This is a genomic window from Ensifer sp. NPDC090286 (genome assembly GCF_044769565.1).
Taxonomy (GTDB): Bacteria; Pseudomonadota; Alphaproteobacteria; order Rhizobiales; family Rhizobiaceae; genus Ensifer.
In genome coordinates, this window is sequence record NZ_JBIVYF010000001.1 from 885,901 (window position 1) to 899,634 (window position 13,734).

Genomic DNA, 13,734 nt, shown 5'->3' on the forward strand with positions numbered 1-13,734 from the left:
TCAAGGCTTCGTGGTGTCGCGATACTTCTGCGGCAGCCCGTCTAGCAACTGCTGCGCCTTCTGCACCCCTTGTTTCGCCGCCCTGGCATACCATTCGGCAGCCGACGCAAGATTTTGCTCCACGCCGGCGCCCCTTGCATAGGCGATGCCGAGATTGAGTTGCGCGTCGGCGTTTCCCTGCTCGGCGGCCTTGCGAAACCATCTGGCAGCAGCCGCAGCGTCGCTTTCTACACCGATGGCATTGAGATAGGCCACGCCGAGACTGAACTGCGCCGGTGCGTAGCCCTGATTGGCCGCGAGTTCATAAAGCCGCGCCGCCTCCTTGAGGTTCTTCTCGAGGCCGAGGCCGCCTGCATACATCACCGCCAGATGGAACTGGCCGCGGGGATCCCCACGATCAGCCAGTGCCAGAAACCAGCGGTGCGCTTCCGCGTAGCTTTCTCCGGTGCCGGTCCCCTTCAGGTACATGAGGCCGACGTTCAACTGGGCTTTGGCATCCCCTTGCTTGGCCGCCTTCAGGTAGAGGTCAAAGGCCGCTGCCGGATCCTTCTCCACGCCGCGACCGAGCATGTAGAAGGTGGCGAGGTCCACCTGTGCTGCAACCATGCCCTGGTCGGCCGCCTTGCGGCACCAGTTCACCGCCTCCCTATCGTCGCGTCCGACGCCGAAGGCGCGCACGTAAACGCCGCAGAGCAGGTTTTGCGCTTCCTTATGGCCGGCGTTCGCAACCGGGCGAAGCCAGCGAAGTCCCTCCTGGGCATCGATCCGCCCTGCCTCGCTGTTGAAATAGAGCCGGCCGGCATTCGCTTGCCCATCGACATATCCCTGCTCGGCGGAACGCAGGTACCAGCGCAACGCTTCCGCCATGTTGCGCTCCACGCCGACACCCTTCTCGTACATGAAACCGAGGTTGTACTGGGCACGCGCCTCCCCGGCGACCGCGGCTCGCGACGTCCATCGGTAAGCCTCCGCGTCATTCTTCAGCGTGCCGCTGCCTTGGAAATAGGCGATGGCCAGATTGTGCATGGCGGCCACCAGGCCTTGTTCCGATGCTTTCCGATACCATTCAAACGCCGCGGCCGGGTCGCGCGCCGTACCGCGCCCCTGCTGGTAGAGAAAGCCCAGGTTGAACTGTGCCGCCGCATAGCCTTGTTCAGCCGCCAGCCGGTAATAGGCGAAGGCCTGCGCATCGTCCTTGGCGACGCCCAACCCCTGTTCGTAGATCACCCCGAGACTGTATTGGGCCTCCGGAACGCGCTGCTCGGCGGCGAACCGGAACCATCGTCCGGCCTCCTCATAGTTCTGCTTCACGCCTTCGCCGCCGTTGAAATAGATGGTGCCGAGGTGGAATTGCGCCTTCGCGTCGCCGCTCTCGGCCGCCTTCCGGTACCAGCCGATCGCCTTCAGCAAGTCGCGCTCGACGCCCTCGCCGGTGTGGTAGCGCATACCGAGATCGACCTGCGCCTGGACATCGCCGTCTTCGGCCCGCTCCAGCACCTTGTCGAACGGCGGCAGGCCCGGGGCCGCACCATCCGCGTGGACGGAGGACGAGAACACCGACGACATCAGGGCAACAACGAGTCCGAAGACGACGCGCTTCATCCACACCTCCCAGGCTACCGCTACGCGGAAAAACCCTATGGCGAGGTTTCTTCAACCGAAAATCGATTTCGACAGACGGCTTCAACGCGTCGAGCAGCGGCCGTCAATTGCTGGGCTGCGCACCATGGGCGCCGCCCAATCAACTCCTCGGCCGGGCGCCCGATGTACCTCGGGGATGCCGTGGGCCACGGCCCTGCTGGGTCATCATCAGTTCGTCGCGCCGACGGCCGTTTCATCCGGAATGTCGTTCAGGCGCACAAAGCTGTAGCCCTTGGCCTTGAGGTCGAGGATGCCGCGGGCAACGCCGGCGCCGGCCGAATGGGTCGGCTGGTTGATGTGGGCGATGATGACGTCGCCGTCCTTGGCGGCGCGAATGCGCTTTTCAGCCATAGCGGCCCCCAGCAGTGAGCCGCCGTCGCCGTTCACCGAGTAGCCGGCGATGCGGTAACCCATGGCGCGGATCTGGCTCATCGACGAATGGGTGTATTTGGCCGTCGCGCCGCGAAACCACTTCGGCGCCGGCAATCCATGCGCCTTGATTGCGACAGCACCGCCATCGACTTCGGCCGCGACCGCCGCCTCGGAGCCGGCCGCCGCGATGCCATAGACGGAGATCTTCACGTCGATCGGCGGCACGTGCATCGCGCCGTGGTCCTCGATCTCGAACAGATCGGGATGTGCCTTCATCACCTCGACGACGAGGCCGTTGCGCTTCAGCCAGCGCGCGGTGACGAAGATCGTCGCCGGGATACGGTTTTCGATCAGCGTGCCGAGGATACGCATGTCGGTGGCGCCGCTGCAGGCGTCGAGCGTCAGCGCAACCCGCGGGGCTGCGCCCTTTCCGCCGGGATTGGAAGGCAGACGCAGATCCGGCTCGACGAGCCCAGGCGCAGCGGTGGCCGCATGGGCGAACGTGGTGACGGCAACAAGCGCGAGAACAAAGGCTTTCATGGCAATCCGAGGAAGAATGTCTGGAAAGGAATGTCAAATGACAGAAACCCGCCTTTTGCGAGGCGGGTTTCCGGGATTTAGGTGGGCAGCCCTGCCTGAAGCTTGATCGGCGCTTAACGCTGCGCGACCGGGCGAACCAGCGGCGTCACACGGCGAATGGTGACGCGACGGTTCTGCTGCTCGGCGTCCTGGGTGCGAACCTTCAGGAAGCGCTCGCCATAGCCCTGGGTCGCCAGGTTTTCCGGCGGAATGCCGTAGACCTCGGTGAGCAGCGAGGCGACCGATTCGGCGCGCTTGTCGGAGAGCACCAGGTTCGAGCGGTCCGAGCCGACGGCATCGGTGTGGCCTTCGATGAAGAAGGTTTCACCCGGATCCTTGGCAAGGATCTTCTCCATCGCGGCTGCGACCTTGCGCATGGTCTTGGCCTGCGACATCGACACTTCGGCACTGCCCGTCGGGAAGGTGATGGTGTCGAGGTCGACGCGGCGAACCTTGTCACGCAGACGGGCGGAGTGGCGCACTTCATCCATCGTGTAGACGCGTTCGACACGCTCGACCGGCGGCTCGGCCAGGAACTGGTAGTAGTCGCGATCGGGATCGTCGGAAACGTCGGCGATGTAGTCGCGGACCGGAATGCGCAGGCGCATCGGCGGCAGTTCGTAGCCGACGTCGATGATCGCCGGACGCGGACCTTCGTCACGCTCGGGCGCATAGATCATCAGGTATTCGTTGCCGTCGCGGTCGACACGCGAACGCTGCAGGATATCGCCGTAACGGTTGTAGACGGTGACGATCCGGTAGCCGCCCGGACGAACGATGGTTTCGCGGGTGCGGCCACGCGGAAGCTGATCGTAGTAGGTCTCTTCCGCATCGTAACGCAGGCGCGGACGGTCGTCGCCACGCACGAAGATCTGGTCGCCGACCCCGAGGATCACCCGGTTGTCGATCTGTTCGACGATCTTCACCTCGGTGATGTTGTTGGTGATGTTGTTGACCGTCGTGTTGTTGTTGATCACCGTGTTGTTGATAACGGTGTTGTTGACGATGTTGGTCGTCTCCGGAACCACGAAGACCGGAGCCTCGTCGACGCGCGTACCCTTTTCGTTGAGGTTTGCTTCGATCTTCTGCGGCAGGTCGGCCTGGATCTCGGCAGCGATCGCAGCCTGCGCTGCGGCATCGTCGGCCGGCGGCGGTGCGTCCTCTTCCTTGGCGCGCAGTTCCTCGCGCAGCTTCTGACGCTCTTCGCGCGCCTGGTTGCCGCCGGCATTGTCGGCGTCCTTGTCGCTGTCGAGCACGGCCGCACCGTTTTCGACCGGCAGGACGACAGTTTCGTCGGTCGCAGCCGGATCGTCGGCGATCTTCACCTTCTCTTCTTCGGTACGGGTATCGACCACTTCCGGAGCCGGCTGCTGCACCTGCGGCTGCTCGGCGGTCACCGGCTGCTCGGTGCCGGGCACGGGCTGGCCTTCACCGGTCTGCGGCTGCTCGGTACCAGGCACAGGCTGTCCTTCACCCGTCTGCGGCTGCTCCGCACCAGGCACAGGCTGGCCTTCACCCGTCTGCGGTTGTTCCGTGCCGGGTGCAGGCTGCCCTTCGCCGGTCTGCGGCTGCGGCTCGACGGCAGGAGCGGTTTCGCCACCGGCCTTCTGCTCTTCGGCAGCCTTCTGTTCGTCAGCAGCCTTCTGCTCGTCGGCAGCCTTCTGCTCTTCGGCAGCCTTCTGCTCGTCAGCAGCCTTCTGCTCGTCAGCAGCCTTCTGCTCTTCGGCAGCCTTCTGCTCGTCAGCAGCCTTCTGTTCGTCAGCAGCCTTCTGCTCGTCGGCAGCCTTCTGCTCGTCGGCGGCCTTCTGCTCTTCAGCAGCCTTCTGCTTGTCGGCAGCCTTCTGTTCTTCCGCAGCCTTCTGCTGCTCGGCGGCCTGACGGGCAGCCTCTTCCTCAGCAGCCTTCTGCTGTTCGGCGGCCTGGCGCGCAGCCTCTTCCTCAGCGGCCTTCTGCTGTTCGGCGGCCTGGCGCGCAGCCTCTTCCTCGGCAGCCTTCTGCTGTTCGGCAGCCTGGCGCGCAGCTTCTTCCTCAGCGGCACGCTGCTGTTCGGCGGCCTGGCGTGCAGCCTCTTCTTCAGCGGCACGCTGCTGTTCGGCCGCCTGGCGCGCTGCCTCTTCCTCGGCAGCACGCTGCTGCTGCTCGGCGGCTTGGCGCGCGGCCTCTTCTTCAGCGGCGCGCTGCTGTTCGGCAGCCTGGCGCGCGGCTTCTTCTTCCGCCTGGCGCTGTTGCTGCAGCAGCAGCTCCTGGTCGGATTGGCCACCGCCCTCCTGTGCAACCTCGAATGGCTTCGTCAGGCTGTCGGCCACGGCAGGCGGAACCGCCACGGACACCGACAGCACCGGCAGCGCGACGGTCGCAAACAGCTTGGATCGAATCGACATTTTGTCTTCCTTCCTCTTCCTGGGAGGTCCTGGCCCGCATCCTCTCGTCAACCCATGACACGCTGACGAAGGGAATGCGAACACGAATACTTACGGGGCCTTGACCCAAGGTTTCGGCTTTTTTGTGTTGGCCGCGAGACGCGCGGTCCAATGCAACGCCCAAACCGCGAACCGGTTCCTTGACAAGGGCTAGCGGAGGCAAGATTAACCGCCGCTGAACGCCTCGTTCATGTTTCTCCGGCGCTGAAAAGCACAATCATCGGTCGAATCCCGATTCCCGTTGAGCGCCTTCGCTTTCCTGTTGATTTTTAGTGGAAAAGAGTACGAATATCGCCACAACCGGCGGCAGACGCCCCGGCTGAAATTGGCATCCGCGAAAAACAAGAAAAGCGGATGTCGGCCAACAGAGAGGACTATCATGCGTATTTCCAAGCGGCTGGCAGCCGCCGCATCGGCTGCCGTTTTCGTGCTCATGGCAGGCTCGGCCATGGCCGATGGCGAAAAGGTCGTGATCGGCACGGAAGGCGCCTACCCGCCCTTCAACAACCTCGAAGCGGACGGCACGCTGACGGGTTTCGACATCGACATCGCCAAGGCGCTGTGCGTGGAAATGAAGGCTGAATGCACCTTCGTGACGCAGGACTGGGACGGCATCATCCCGGCGCTGATCGCCAAGAAGTTCGACGCCATCATCGCGTCCATGTCGATCACCGCCGAGCGCAAGGAAAAGGTCGACTTCACCAACAAGTACTACAACACGCCGCCGGCTATCGTCGTACCGAAGGATTCGCCGATCACCGAGGCGACCGCCGCCGCTCTGCAGGGCAAGGCGCTCGGCGCGCAAGGCTCGACCACCCACTCCAACTATGCCGAAGCGCATATGAAGGGTGCCGAAATCAAGCTCTATCCGACGGCTGACGAGTACAAGCTCGACATCGCCAACGGCCGTATCGACGCGGTCATCGACGACGTCGTCGTGCTCTCGGAATGGCTGAAGACCGCTGACGGCGCCTGCTGCAAGCTGCTCGGCACGCTGCCGATCGATCCGGTTATCAACGGCGACGGCGCCGGCATCGCGGTCCGCAAGGGCGACGACGCGCTGCGCGAAAAGTTCAACAAGGCGATCGAGGCGATCCGCGCCAACGGCAAGTACAAGGAAATCAACGAAAAGTACTTCCCATTCGATGTTTATGGCAGCTGATTGACGGTTTCCGGTGCGATTTCCTAGTGAATCATGCCGGAAAAACGTCGGTTGATGCGAAAATTGCAACGGCGGATGGCTTGCCCTTCCGCCGTTTTTGTTTGACAAGAGCCTAAAACAAAGCGCGATCGATACGCATAAGAACAGCGCAAAAGGGGAAATCTCTGACATGAGCGGGTTGTTTGCCGGCTTCTATTCCATCCTCTCCTGGATCGGATCGATCGTCGATCCATTCTGCGGCCCGGTCGGGGTCTTTACCTGGTTCGGACCAGGCACGCTTCTGGCCTGCGGCGACACCGGTTGGGGCGACGATATCGCCCACGGCTTCGTCATTACCGCGAGCCTTGCCATCGCCACGCTGCCCGTCGGCCTGTTGATCGGCTTCTTCATCGCGCTCGGCAAACAGTCCGAAGAACGCACGGTACGGTTGGCCGCCAACATCTATACGACCATCTTTCGCGGCCTGCCCGAACTGCTGACGCTCTTCATCGTCTATTACGGCCTGCAGATCCTCGTTCAACAGCTGCTGGCATCGCTCGGCTACGACGGCCCGGTCGAAATCAATGCCTTCTTCGCCGGCATGATCGCACTCGGTGTCGTCTTCTCCGCCTATTGCTCGGAAGTGCTGCTGTCGGCCTTCAAGGCCATCCCGCATGGACAATACGAAGCCGGTGACGCCCTTGGCCTGCATCGCGGCCGCACCATGCGCCTCATCATCCTGCCGCAGCTCGTGCGCATCGCCCTGCCCGGTCTCGGCAATCTCTGGATGGCGCTGCTCAAGGACACGGCCCTCGTCTCCGTCGTCGGCCTGACGGACATCCTGCGCCAGACCGGCATTGCCGCCCGCGTGACCAAGCAAGCCTTCGAATTCTACGGTGTTGCCTGCGTGCTCTTCCTCATCCTTGCGATGATTTCCTCGATCGTCTTCTCCTACATTGAACGGCGAACCAAGCGTGCGGAGATGGGCCGATGAGTGTCATTGCAACGATCATCCCGCCCCAGGCGCCGCCACCGGTTCCGCCGAAGCCCTATACGCTCACCCGATTCGTCGGCAGCGTTGCGCTCGGCATCTGGCTGGCGCTCGGCGTCGGCATCTTCCTGACGGTCGTCGGCGGCTGGGATCCGGACAAGTTCGCCAAGTACGGCCCGCGTTTCATCAACGGCCTCGGCGTCACGCTGATGCTGGTCGGCCTTTCGATCGTCATGGGCGCCATCCTGTCGCTGCCGATCGCCTTTGCCCGCATGTCCAAGAACAAGGTCCTGTCGTGGCTCGCCTACGGCTATGTCTACTTCTTCCGCGGCACGCCGCTGCTGGCACAGCTCTTCCTCATCTATTACGGCCTCGGCAGCTTCCGCCCGCAGCTCGAAGCGGTCGGCCTGTGGTGGTTCTTCCGCGACGCCTGGAACTGCGCGATCTTCGCCTTCACGCTCAACACCGCGGCCTACCAGGCGGAAATCCTGCGCGGCGCGATCGAGAGCGTGCCGCGCGGCCAACGCGAGGGGGCTGACGCGCTCGGCCTTCCCCAGCGTGTCGCCTTCTGGAAGATCATCCTGCCGCAGGCGATGATCGTGGCGCTGCGCCCCTACGGCAACGAGATCATCCTGATGATCAAGGGCTCGGCGATCGTCGCGATCGTCACCGTCTTCGATCTCATGGGCGAAACTCGCTACGCCTTCTCCCGCACCTTCGATTTCCAGATGTATATCTGGGCAGCCATTCTCTACCTCATCATGGTCGAGATCCTGCGCAACATCTGGAGCCTGCTGGAAGCGCGGCTGACGCGCCATCTGAAGCGCTAGGCTCTCTACGTCGATTTCGAACAGGCTTGGCAGCACTCCCCAAGAGAGGCTGCCAAGCTTTTGTTATTTCACGAGAAAGTTTCACTTCGGGACAAATATTAGCCCTTGATTAACAAATCAGGCGTTTCATCATAGAGACCAACCTTTGCGAGAAGTGAGGTCCACATGACGAACGAGATGGAACTTCAACTCAAGGGCTACGGACTGACGACGGCGCAGATCCTCTACCACCTGCCCGACCATCCGGCCTTCCTCCAAACCTACATCTGGCAGCACTACGACCTGGCACCGGAATTCCCGGAGATGCGCAGCTTCCTGAAATTCTGGGAAGAGAAGCTGGACGGGCCGTTGCATTCGGTGCGCTACGTGCACCGCAAGCTGATCTCGGCCACCGAATGGCGCGCACTGAAGGGCGAGTTCATTCTGCACTGAGGTCGCCAACGGCGACCGCGCTCAGTCGCCAGGCCCCAAGAGCGGCGAGGCGTGACGCCCGGCGCCTTCAGACATGCACCTCCCCATGCGCCAGTTCGCCCTCGCGCGGCTCCTTGTGCAGCGAGCCGTAGAGCACCACCCCATAGAACAGCACGACACCGATGATCACCGGCCAGCCGGGCAACGGACCGAGGGCTGCATTCTGGGCGACGTCCATCCAGGAGCGCACATGGCCGAAGGGCTCCCCATTGGTGGAGATCTTCGGCGAGGAAATCTTCAGCGCCCAGGCGAGCAGCAGGATCAGGTACATCCAGCAGTAATTGCGTTGCAGCCGGCGGCAGACCGCCTCGCGGTAGCTCATCAGGAAGGCGGGCTTGCGCAGGCTCTTGGCGATCGACGCCGCCCAATTGAGGTTCGGCGTGCCGTCGGGCGCCAGGATCTGGGCGAAGTAGCCGCGCTCCAGTTGCCGCACACGGGCGCGGTAGACGTCGAAGAAGCGATAGCGCCGGGCTTCGATCAGCAGCAGCAGCGTGATCAGCAGCATGGCAAAGAGCAGCACGCCATGATGCGACGACGGCGTCGACAGCGACACCGAAAGCAGCGCTGCGACGACAGTGATTGCCCAGTTGGACGTCCGGTCGATGCGGTCGCGCCAGCCGGCCATGCGCCCCATCTCGCCACGATAATAATGCACCACGGCGTTGATCTGTTCCTGCGACGTCTGCGGCAAAGGCGGGCCTTTCGGCTCCTTCGTTTCGGCGCTCAAGATCAGCGGCCCAAGCTCGGCGGACATCGGCATTCCTCCCGTCTTTTCTTATGCTTGCGATGATGACTCCTTTCCTGTCGCCGATAAATCCCGATGACGCCGCATGGCGGCGTTTTTCGTTCAAAAGATCAATGAAATCCTGCCACTGGCCACAGGCACGCCAGACCTGCCGCCGCAAAGCTTTCGCCGACGGCGATTGCCAAAGACCGGCTGCGGACGTAAGAAGCGCCCATGACCCAGAAAAGCACGAAAATCGACGAGGAAGCGCTGGCCGAGGCCTATAATCGCGCCCTCTCCCTGGAAAAGTCCGGCAAGTTCGATGCCGCCGCCGACGCCTATCACGAAGTGCTGGCGCTCGATCCGGAAGACCACGGCGGCGCTGCCGTGCGGCTGGCCTCGATGGGACGCGGCGAAACGCCTGTGAAGGCGCCCGACGCCTATGTCGCCACGCTCTTCGACCAGCATGCTGAAGTGTTCGATAACGTGCTCGTCGACCAGCTCGGCTACTGCGTGCCTTTGCTCGTTCGCGAGCGGCTGCAGGCGCTTGAGCTCGGGCCGTTCGACCGCGTGCTCGATCTCGGCTGCGGCACGGGGCTGACCGGCGGCGCGCTTCGCGACATGGCCGAAGACATCACCGGCGTCGATCTCTCCGAGAACATGGTCGAGATCGCCCATGAGAAAGACCTCTACGAGACGCTCTACGTCGCCGAAGCGGTCGACTTTCTCGACGACAATGACGACGAGCCCTTCGACCTGATCGTCGCCACCGACGTGCTTCCCTATATGGGCGCGCTCGAGGCGCTGTTCTTCGGCGCCGTCGACAACCTCGTGCCGGGCGGCCTGCTGATCTTCTCCAGCGAGACGCTGCCCGCGGAAACCTTCGCCGGCCGCGATTTCATGGTCGGCCCGCACCAGCGCTTCGCCCATGCCGAGAGCTACCTGCGCGACCGCCTCGCCGCCACCGGCTTCGAGATCGTCGAAGTCGGCGACATCACGGTTCGCCTGGAAGAAGGCGAGCCGATTGCCGGACATCTGGTGGTCGCACGCTTCAAGCCCTGATTGGGCCATGACGGCATCATGAGAAGGGAGCATCGCACGATGCTCCCTTCTCTCTTTTCCGCACCCGCGCCATCGGCTACACCAAGGCGAAAGCAATGGGAGTATTCGGAAAATGGCAAAGGTTGCATTCATCGGTCTCGGCGTCATGGGCTACCCCATGGCCGGCCACCTCAAGGTCCGCGGCGGGCACGAGCTGACGGTCTATAACCGCACCTTCGCCAAGGCCGAGAAATGGGCTGCCGAGTTCGGCGGTCGCGCGGCGCGCACGCCGGCGGAAGCTGCCGATGGCGCCGATTTCGTCTTCTGCTGCGTCGGCAATGACGACGACCTGCGCTCGGTCACCACCGGCAAGGACGGCGCCTTCGAGAGGTTGAAGGCCGATGCCGTCTTCGTCGACAACACGACGGCCTCCGCCGAGGTCGCCCGCGAACTTTACGAGGCGGCCAAGGCCCGCAACGCTCACTTCATCGACGCCCCGGTTTCCGGCGGCCAGGCGGGTGCCGAAAATGGCGTGCTGACAGTGATGTGCGGTGGCGACGAAGCCGCCTTCGATCGCGCCAAGCCGGTCATTGAAGCCTTTGCCCGCATGGTCGGCCTGATGGGCCCGGCCGGCACCGGCCAGATCACCAAGATGATCAACCAGATCTGCATCGCCGGCCTCGTCCAGGGGCTCGCCGAAGGCATTCATTTCGGCAAGAAGGCCGGCCTCGACATCGAGAAGGTCGTCGATGTCATCTCCAAGGGAGCGGCCGGCTCCTGGCAGATGGAAAACCGCCACGAGACGATGAACGCCGGCAAGTACGATTTCGGCTTTGCCGTCGACTGGATGCGCAAGGATCTCGACATCGTGCTCGCCGAAGCCCGCCGCAACGGCGCCAAGCTGCCGGTGACCGCGCTGGTCGACCAGTTCTACGGCGACGTGCAGGAAATGGGCGGCAACCGCTGGGATACGTCCTCGCTGCTCGCTCGCCTCGAAAAGTGAGCCTTGGCCCCTCCTCGACCGCGGGCGAGATCATCGCTCACCTGCGGTCGCTTGGCACTGAGGACAATCTTGCCGGCATGGCGCGTTTCGGTATCGTCACCGACGCCGCCATCGGGCTTTCCAATGTCGAGCTGCACAAGATCACCCGGCTGGTGAAAGCTGATCATCGCCGGGCGCTGGAGCTCTGGCAGTCCGGCATTCGCGAGGCGCGCATCCTGGCCGCCTTCACCGCCAATCCGAAAACGCTGACGCTCGACGAGGCGCGCTACTGGGCGGAGGACTGCAATTCCTGGGAAGTGGTCGATACCGTTGCCGACCTTTTCATCGCCGCACGCTTCGAGCGCGAACTGATCCCGGAATTTGCCGCCGACGAACGGGAATTCGTCCGCCGCATCGCCTTTGCGATGATCGCCACGGCTGCGGTTCACCTGAAGAAAGAGCCGGACGCAACGCTTCTCGCCTGGCTGCCGTTGATCGAGCAGCATTCCGGCGACGATCGCAACTTCGTCAAGAAGGCGGTCAACTGGGCGCTCCGGCAGATCGGCAAGCGCAATGCCGCCTGCCACGGCCCGGCGCTTGCGCTGGCGAAGAAACTGGCGGAAAGCGAAAACCGCGCCGCCCGCTGGACGGGCAAGGACGCGGTTCGCGAACTGTCGAACGAAAAGATCCGGGCTAGGCTGGGGCTCGCCTGAGCCTTAGCTGAGGTCAGTCCTCGCTGGACTTCGCCTGATCGATCATCATGTAGTCGAGCGGCAGCTCGGTCGTATACTTGATCTGCTCCATGGCGAAGACGGAGGAGACGTCGCGGATCTCGATCTTGGCGATCATGCGCTTGTAAAAGGCGTCATAGGCCGCGATGTCAGGCACGACGACGCGCAGCAAATAGTCGACGTCGCCGCTCATGCGGTAGAACTCGACCACTTCCGGAAATTCGGACACCACCTCGGAGAAGCGGCGCAGCCACTCCATCGAGTGGGAATTCGTGCGGATCGAGACGAAGACCGTGACCTTGGTGTTGATCTTCACCGGATCGAGCAGCGCGACCCGACGGCGGATGACGCCGTCCTCTTCCATCTTCTGGATGCGCCGCCAGCACGGCGTGGTCGAAAGCCCGACCTTCTTGGCGAGGTCGGCAACGGCCAGCGTGGAATCTTCCTGCAGCAGGCGCAGGATTTTGCGGTCTAAGCGATCCATGAGAGTCCCTCTCGAATTATTTTTCCCTCTATAGCGCGAAATTGGTGAAGATAAAGAAAATTGTTTCAGCTTGCGAGAACGGAAACACGTTCGCGCAGGAAAGGCAGCACGTCCGCCTCGAACCAGGGATTGCGCTTCAGCCAGCCGGTGTTGCGCCAGCTTGGATGCGGCAGCGGCAGGATCGCCGGCACGGCGTTGCGCATGGCGTAGCGCCGCCAGTCCTTCACCGTCTCGGTCATCGATTTCGGACAGTCCGAACCGATATGCCAGCGCTGCGCATAATGGCCGATCGCCAGCACCAGCTCCACCTGCGGCATCTGCTCCATCACCCGGTGGCGCCAGAGCGGCGCGCATTCGCGCCGCGGCGGCAGGTCGCTGCCATGGGCGTCATAGCCCGGAAAACAGAAGCCCATCGGCACGATCGCGAACTTATCCGGATCGTAGAAAGCCTCGCGATCGACGGCCAGCCACTGCCGTAACCGATCGCCCGACGCATCGTTGAACGGCAGTCCGCTGTCATGCACACGCAGCCCGGGCGCCTGCCCGGCAATCAGGATGCGCGCGGCAGTGGAGATCACCGCCACCGGCCGCGGCTCGTGTGGCAGCCGGTCGGCCTCGCCACGCAGCGGATTGTCGCGACAGATGCGGCAGGCGGCAATGTCCGCCCGCAACCGTTCGAGTTGAGAAATCCGGTCGTTAGGCATCGGCGATACCGGAAAAGAGTGCGGTCAGGCGCTCCAGCAGCCAGCCGCGGATCGCGGCAAGCCAACCATCGATGAGGTGCGGCCCCTCGTCGGGATGACCGTTTGTCCGGCGCCACTCCTGCGGCTTCGCGAACTGGCCGGCCCAGAGCCCGCGCTGCTCGCGTTCTGCCCTTGCCTCCTCGGCCTCATAGCGTCCGTAGCTCACCGCATAACCCGAAAGCACCATTTCGCGCCCGACATCGCGGCTGGCCGCATCGCAGACACCGAGCTCGCGGCCGTATTTGTCGCGGCCGTGAAAACGACAGCGAACATCGCCCGCCGATATCAGCGCCCGCAACCGGTCGCGCGCCTCACGGCCGCAATCCCAGGCAACGCCGTCGCGCTGGCAGGTCTGGGCGAGTTCCGGCGCATCGATGCCCTCGATGCGGACGCGCTTCCCGTCAATCCGCAGACTGTCGCCGTCGCTTGCAATCGCCGCGCCCCGTGCTGAACCGGTCGAAGATCGTTCTCCGACCGGCAGCCGGTCGGCGAAAAAGGCGCCGATCGCAAGCAGCAGAAGAATGATCCATCCGCCGGTCATGCCGCCACGTCCGCCGGACGGCGCATGACCGCGGGACCTGCCG

General features: G+C 63.4%; 14 protein-coding genes. 7 read left to right on the forward strand and 7 right to left on the reverse strand.

Annotation, left to right across the window (positions count from 1 at the left end):
- From ACIQUG_RS04340 to ACIQUG_RS04350, 3 genes are all read right to left on the reverse strand, one after another.
- Positions 1-1,602: a tetratricopeptide repeat protein gene (locus ACIQUG_RS04340; RefSeq protein WP_402317772.1), complete on the reverse strand. Its 1,602-nt coding sequence runs from the start codon at positions 1,600-1,602 to the stop codon at positions 1-3.
- Between the two features lie 207 nt (positions 1,603-1,809).
- A complete protein-coding gene (locus ACIQUG_RS04345) occupies positions 1,810-2,553 on the reverse strand; it encodes a polysaccharide deacetylase family protein (protein WP_402317775.1) in 744 nt (247 codons plus the stop codon).
- A gap of 113 nt (positions 2,554-2,666) precedes the next feature.
- Positions 2,667-4,973: an OmpA family protein gene (locus ACIQUG_RS04350; RefSeq protein ID WP_402317778.1), complete on the reverse strand. Its 2,307-nt coding sequence runs from the start codon at positions 4,971-4,973 to the stop codon at positions 2,667-2,669.
- 418 nt (positions 4,974-5,391) lie between these two features.
- Here ACIQUG_RS04350 and ACIQUG_RS04355 point away from each other — a divergent pair, with 418 nt between their 5' ends.
- The 4 genes from ACIQUG_RS04355 to ACIQUG_RS04370 all read left to right on the forward strand — a co-directional run bounded on the left by ACIQUG_RS04355 (position 5,392) and on the right by ACIQUG_RS04370 (position 8,406).
- Positions 5,392-6,174, forward strand: coding sequence for an ABC transporter substrate-binding protein (locus ACIQUG_RS04355; RefSeq protein ID WP_034795139.1), 783 nt, complete (start codon positions 5,392-5,394; stop codon positions 6,172-6,174).
- 169 nt (positions 6,175-6,343) lie between these two features.
- The gene (locus ACIQUG_RS04360; protein WP_043624130.1) at positions 6,344-7,147 is read left to right on the forward strand and encodes an ABC transporter permease; all 804 of its coding nucleotides are present in this window, start codon (positions 6,344-6,346) and stop codon (positions 7,145-7,147) included.
- Positions 7,144-7,974 (forward strand): ABC transporter permease, encoded by an 831-nt coding sequence (locus ACIQUG_RS04365; protein WP_043624134.1) that lies wholly within the window; start codon positions 7,144-7,146, stop codon positions 7,972-7,974. The genes ACIQUG_RS04360 and ACIQUG_RS04365 overlap by 4 nt, the downstream gene beginning before the upstream one ends.
- Before the next feature lie 165 nt (positions 7,975-8,139).
- Positions 8,140-8,406: an usg protein gene (locus tag ACIQUG_RS04370; protein WP_043625476.1), complete on the forward strand. Its 267-nt coding sequence runs from the start codon at positions 8,140-8,142 to the stop codon at positions 8,404-8,406.
- A 67-nt stretch (positions 8,407-8,473) separates the two neighbouring features.
- Here the strand turns inward: ACIQUG_RS04370 and ACIQUG_RS04375 are convergent, their stop codons facing one another.
- Entirely contained in the window at positions 8,474-9,199 is a 726-nt protein-coding gene (locus ACIQUG_RS04375; protein WP_043625474.1) for a DUF2270 domain-containing protein, read from the reverse strand.
- Between the two features lie 204 nt (positions 9,200-9,403).
- Here ACIQUG_RS04375 and ACIQUG_RS04380 point away from each other — a divergent pair, with 204 nt between their 5' ends.
- The 3 genes from ACIQUG_RS04380 to ACIQUG_RS04390 all read left to right on the forward strand — a co-directional run bounded on the left by ACIQUG_RS04380 (position 9,404) and on the right by ACIQUG_RS04390 (position 11,905).
- Positions 9,404-10,231 carry a methyltransferase gene (locus ACIQUG_RS04380; protein WP_402317784.1) on the forward strand — a complete coding sequence of 276 codons (828 nt, stop codon included), beginning with the start codon at positions 9,404-9,406 and terminating at the stop codon, positions 10,229-10,231.
- A gap of 112 nt (positions 10,232-10,343) precedes the next feature.
- On the forward strand, positions 10,344-11,213 hold the full coding sequence (locus ACIQUG_RS04385) for an NAD(P)-dependent oxidoreductase (protein WP_402317787.1): 870 nt from the start codon (positions 10,344-10,346) through the stop codon (positions 11,211-11,213).
- Positions 11,210-11,905, forward strand: coding sequence for a DNA alkylation repair protein (locus ACIQUG_RS04390; RefSeq protein WP_402317790.1), 696 nt, complete (start codon positions 11,210-11,212; stop codon positions 11,903-11,905). The genes ACIQUG_RS04385 and ACIQUG_RS04390 overlap by 4 nt, the downstream gene beginning before the upstream one ends.
- Positions 11,906-11,918: 13 nt before the next feature.
- Here ACIQUG_RS04390 and ACIQUG_RS04395 read toward each other — a convergent pair whose 3' ends face one another.
- The 3 genes from ACIQUG_RS04395 to ACIQUG_RS04405 form a co-directional block, all read right to left on the reverse strand.
- Positions 11,919-12,407, reverse strand: a complete 489-nt coding sequence (locus ACIQUG_RS04395; RefSeq protein WP_034795162.1) for an Lrp/AsnC family transcriptional regulator — start codon at positions 12,405-12,407, stop codon at positions 11,919-11,921.
- 65 nt (positions 12,408-12,472) lie between these two features.
- Entirely contained in the window at positions 12,473-13,111 is a 639-nt protein-coding gene (locus ACIQUG_RS04400) for a uracil-DNA glycosylase family protein (RefSeq protein ID WP_402317792.1), read from the reverse strand.
- Positions 13,104-13,691, reverse strand: a complete 588-nt coding sequence (locus tag ACIQUG_RS04405) for a thermonuclease family protein (protein WP_402317795.1) — start codon at positions 13,689-13,691, stop codon at positions 13,104-13,106. Before ACIQUG_RS04405 ends, ACIQUG_RS04400 begins: the two co-directional genes overlap by 8 nt.
- Between the last annotated feature and the right edge of the window lie 43 nt (positions 13,692-13,734).

Coding starts and splice junctions, on each gene's coding strand:
- ACIQUG_RS04340 (WP_402317772.1), bottom strand. CDS start 1,602: ATGAAGCGCGTCGTCTTCGGACTCGTTGTTGCCCTGATGTCGTCGGTG.
- ACIQUG_RS04345 (WP_402317775.1), bottom strand. CDS start 2,553: ATGAAAGCCTTTGTTCTCGCGCTTGTTGCCGTCACCACGTTCGCCCAT.
- ACIQUG_RS04350 (WP_402317778.1), bottom strand. CDS start 4,973: ATGTCGATTCGATCCAAGCTGTTTGCGACCGTCGCGCTGCCGGTGCTG.
- ACIQUG_RS04355 (WP_034795139.1), top strand. CDS start 5,392: ATGCGTATTTCCAAGCGGCTGGCAGCCGCCGCATCGGCTGCCGTTTTC.
- ACIQUG_RS04360 (WP_043624130.1), top strand. CDS start 6,344: ATGAGCGGGTTGTTTGCCGGCTTCTATTCCATCCTCTCCTGGATCGGA.
- ACIQUG_RS04365 (WP_043624134.1), top strand. CDS start 7,144: ATGAGTGTCATTGCAACGATCATCCCGCCCCAGGCGCCGCCACCGGTT.
- ACIQUG_RS04370 (WP_043625476.1), top strand. CDS start 8,140: ATGACGAACGAGATGGAACTTCAACTCAAGGGCTACGGACTGACGACG.
- ACIQUG_RS04375 (WP_043625474.1), bottom strand. CDS start 9,199: ATGTCCGCCGAGCTTGGGCCGCTGATCTTGAGCGCCGAAACGAAGGAG.
- ACIQUG_RS04380 (WP_402317784.1), top strand. CDS start 9,404: ATGACCCAGAAAAGCACGAAAATCGACGAGGAAGCGCTGGCCGAGGCC.
- ACIQUG_RS04385 (WP_402317787.1), top strand. CDS start 10,344: ATGGCAAAGGTTGCATTCATCGGTCTCGGCGTCATGGGCTACCCCATG.
- ACIQUG_RS04395 (WP_034795162.1), bottom strand. CDS start 12,407: ATGGATCGCTTAGACCGCAAAATCCTGCGCCTGCTGCAGGAAGATTCC.
- ACIQUG_RS04400 (WP_402317792.1), bottom strand. CDS start 13,111: ATGCCTAACGACCGGATTTCTCAACTCGAACGGTTGCGGGCGGACATT.
- ACIQUG_RS04405 (WP_402317795.1), bottom strand. CDS start 13,691: ATGACCGGCGGATGGATCATTCTTCTGCTGCTTGCGATCGGCGCCTTT.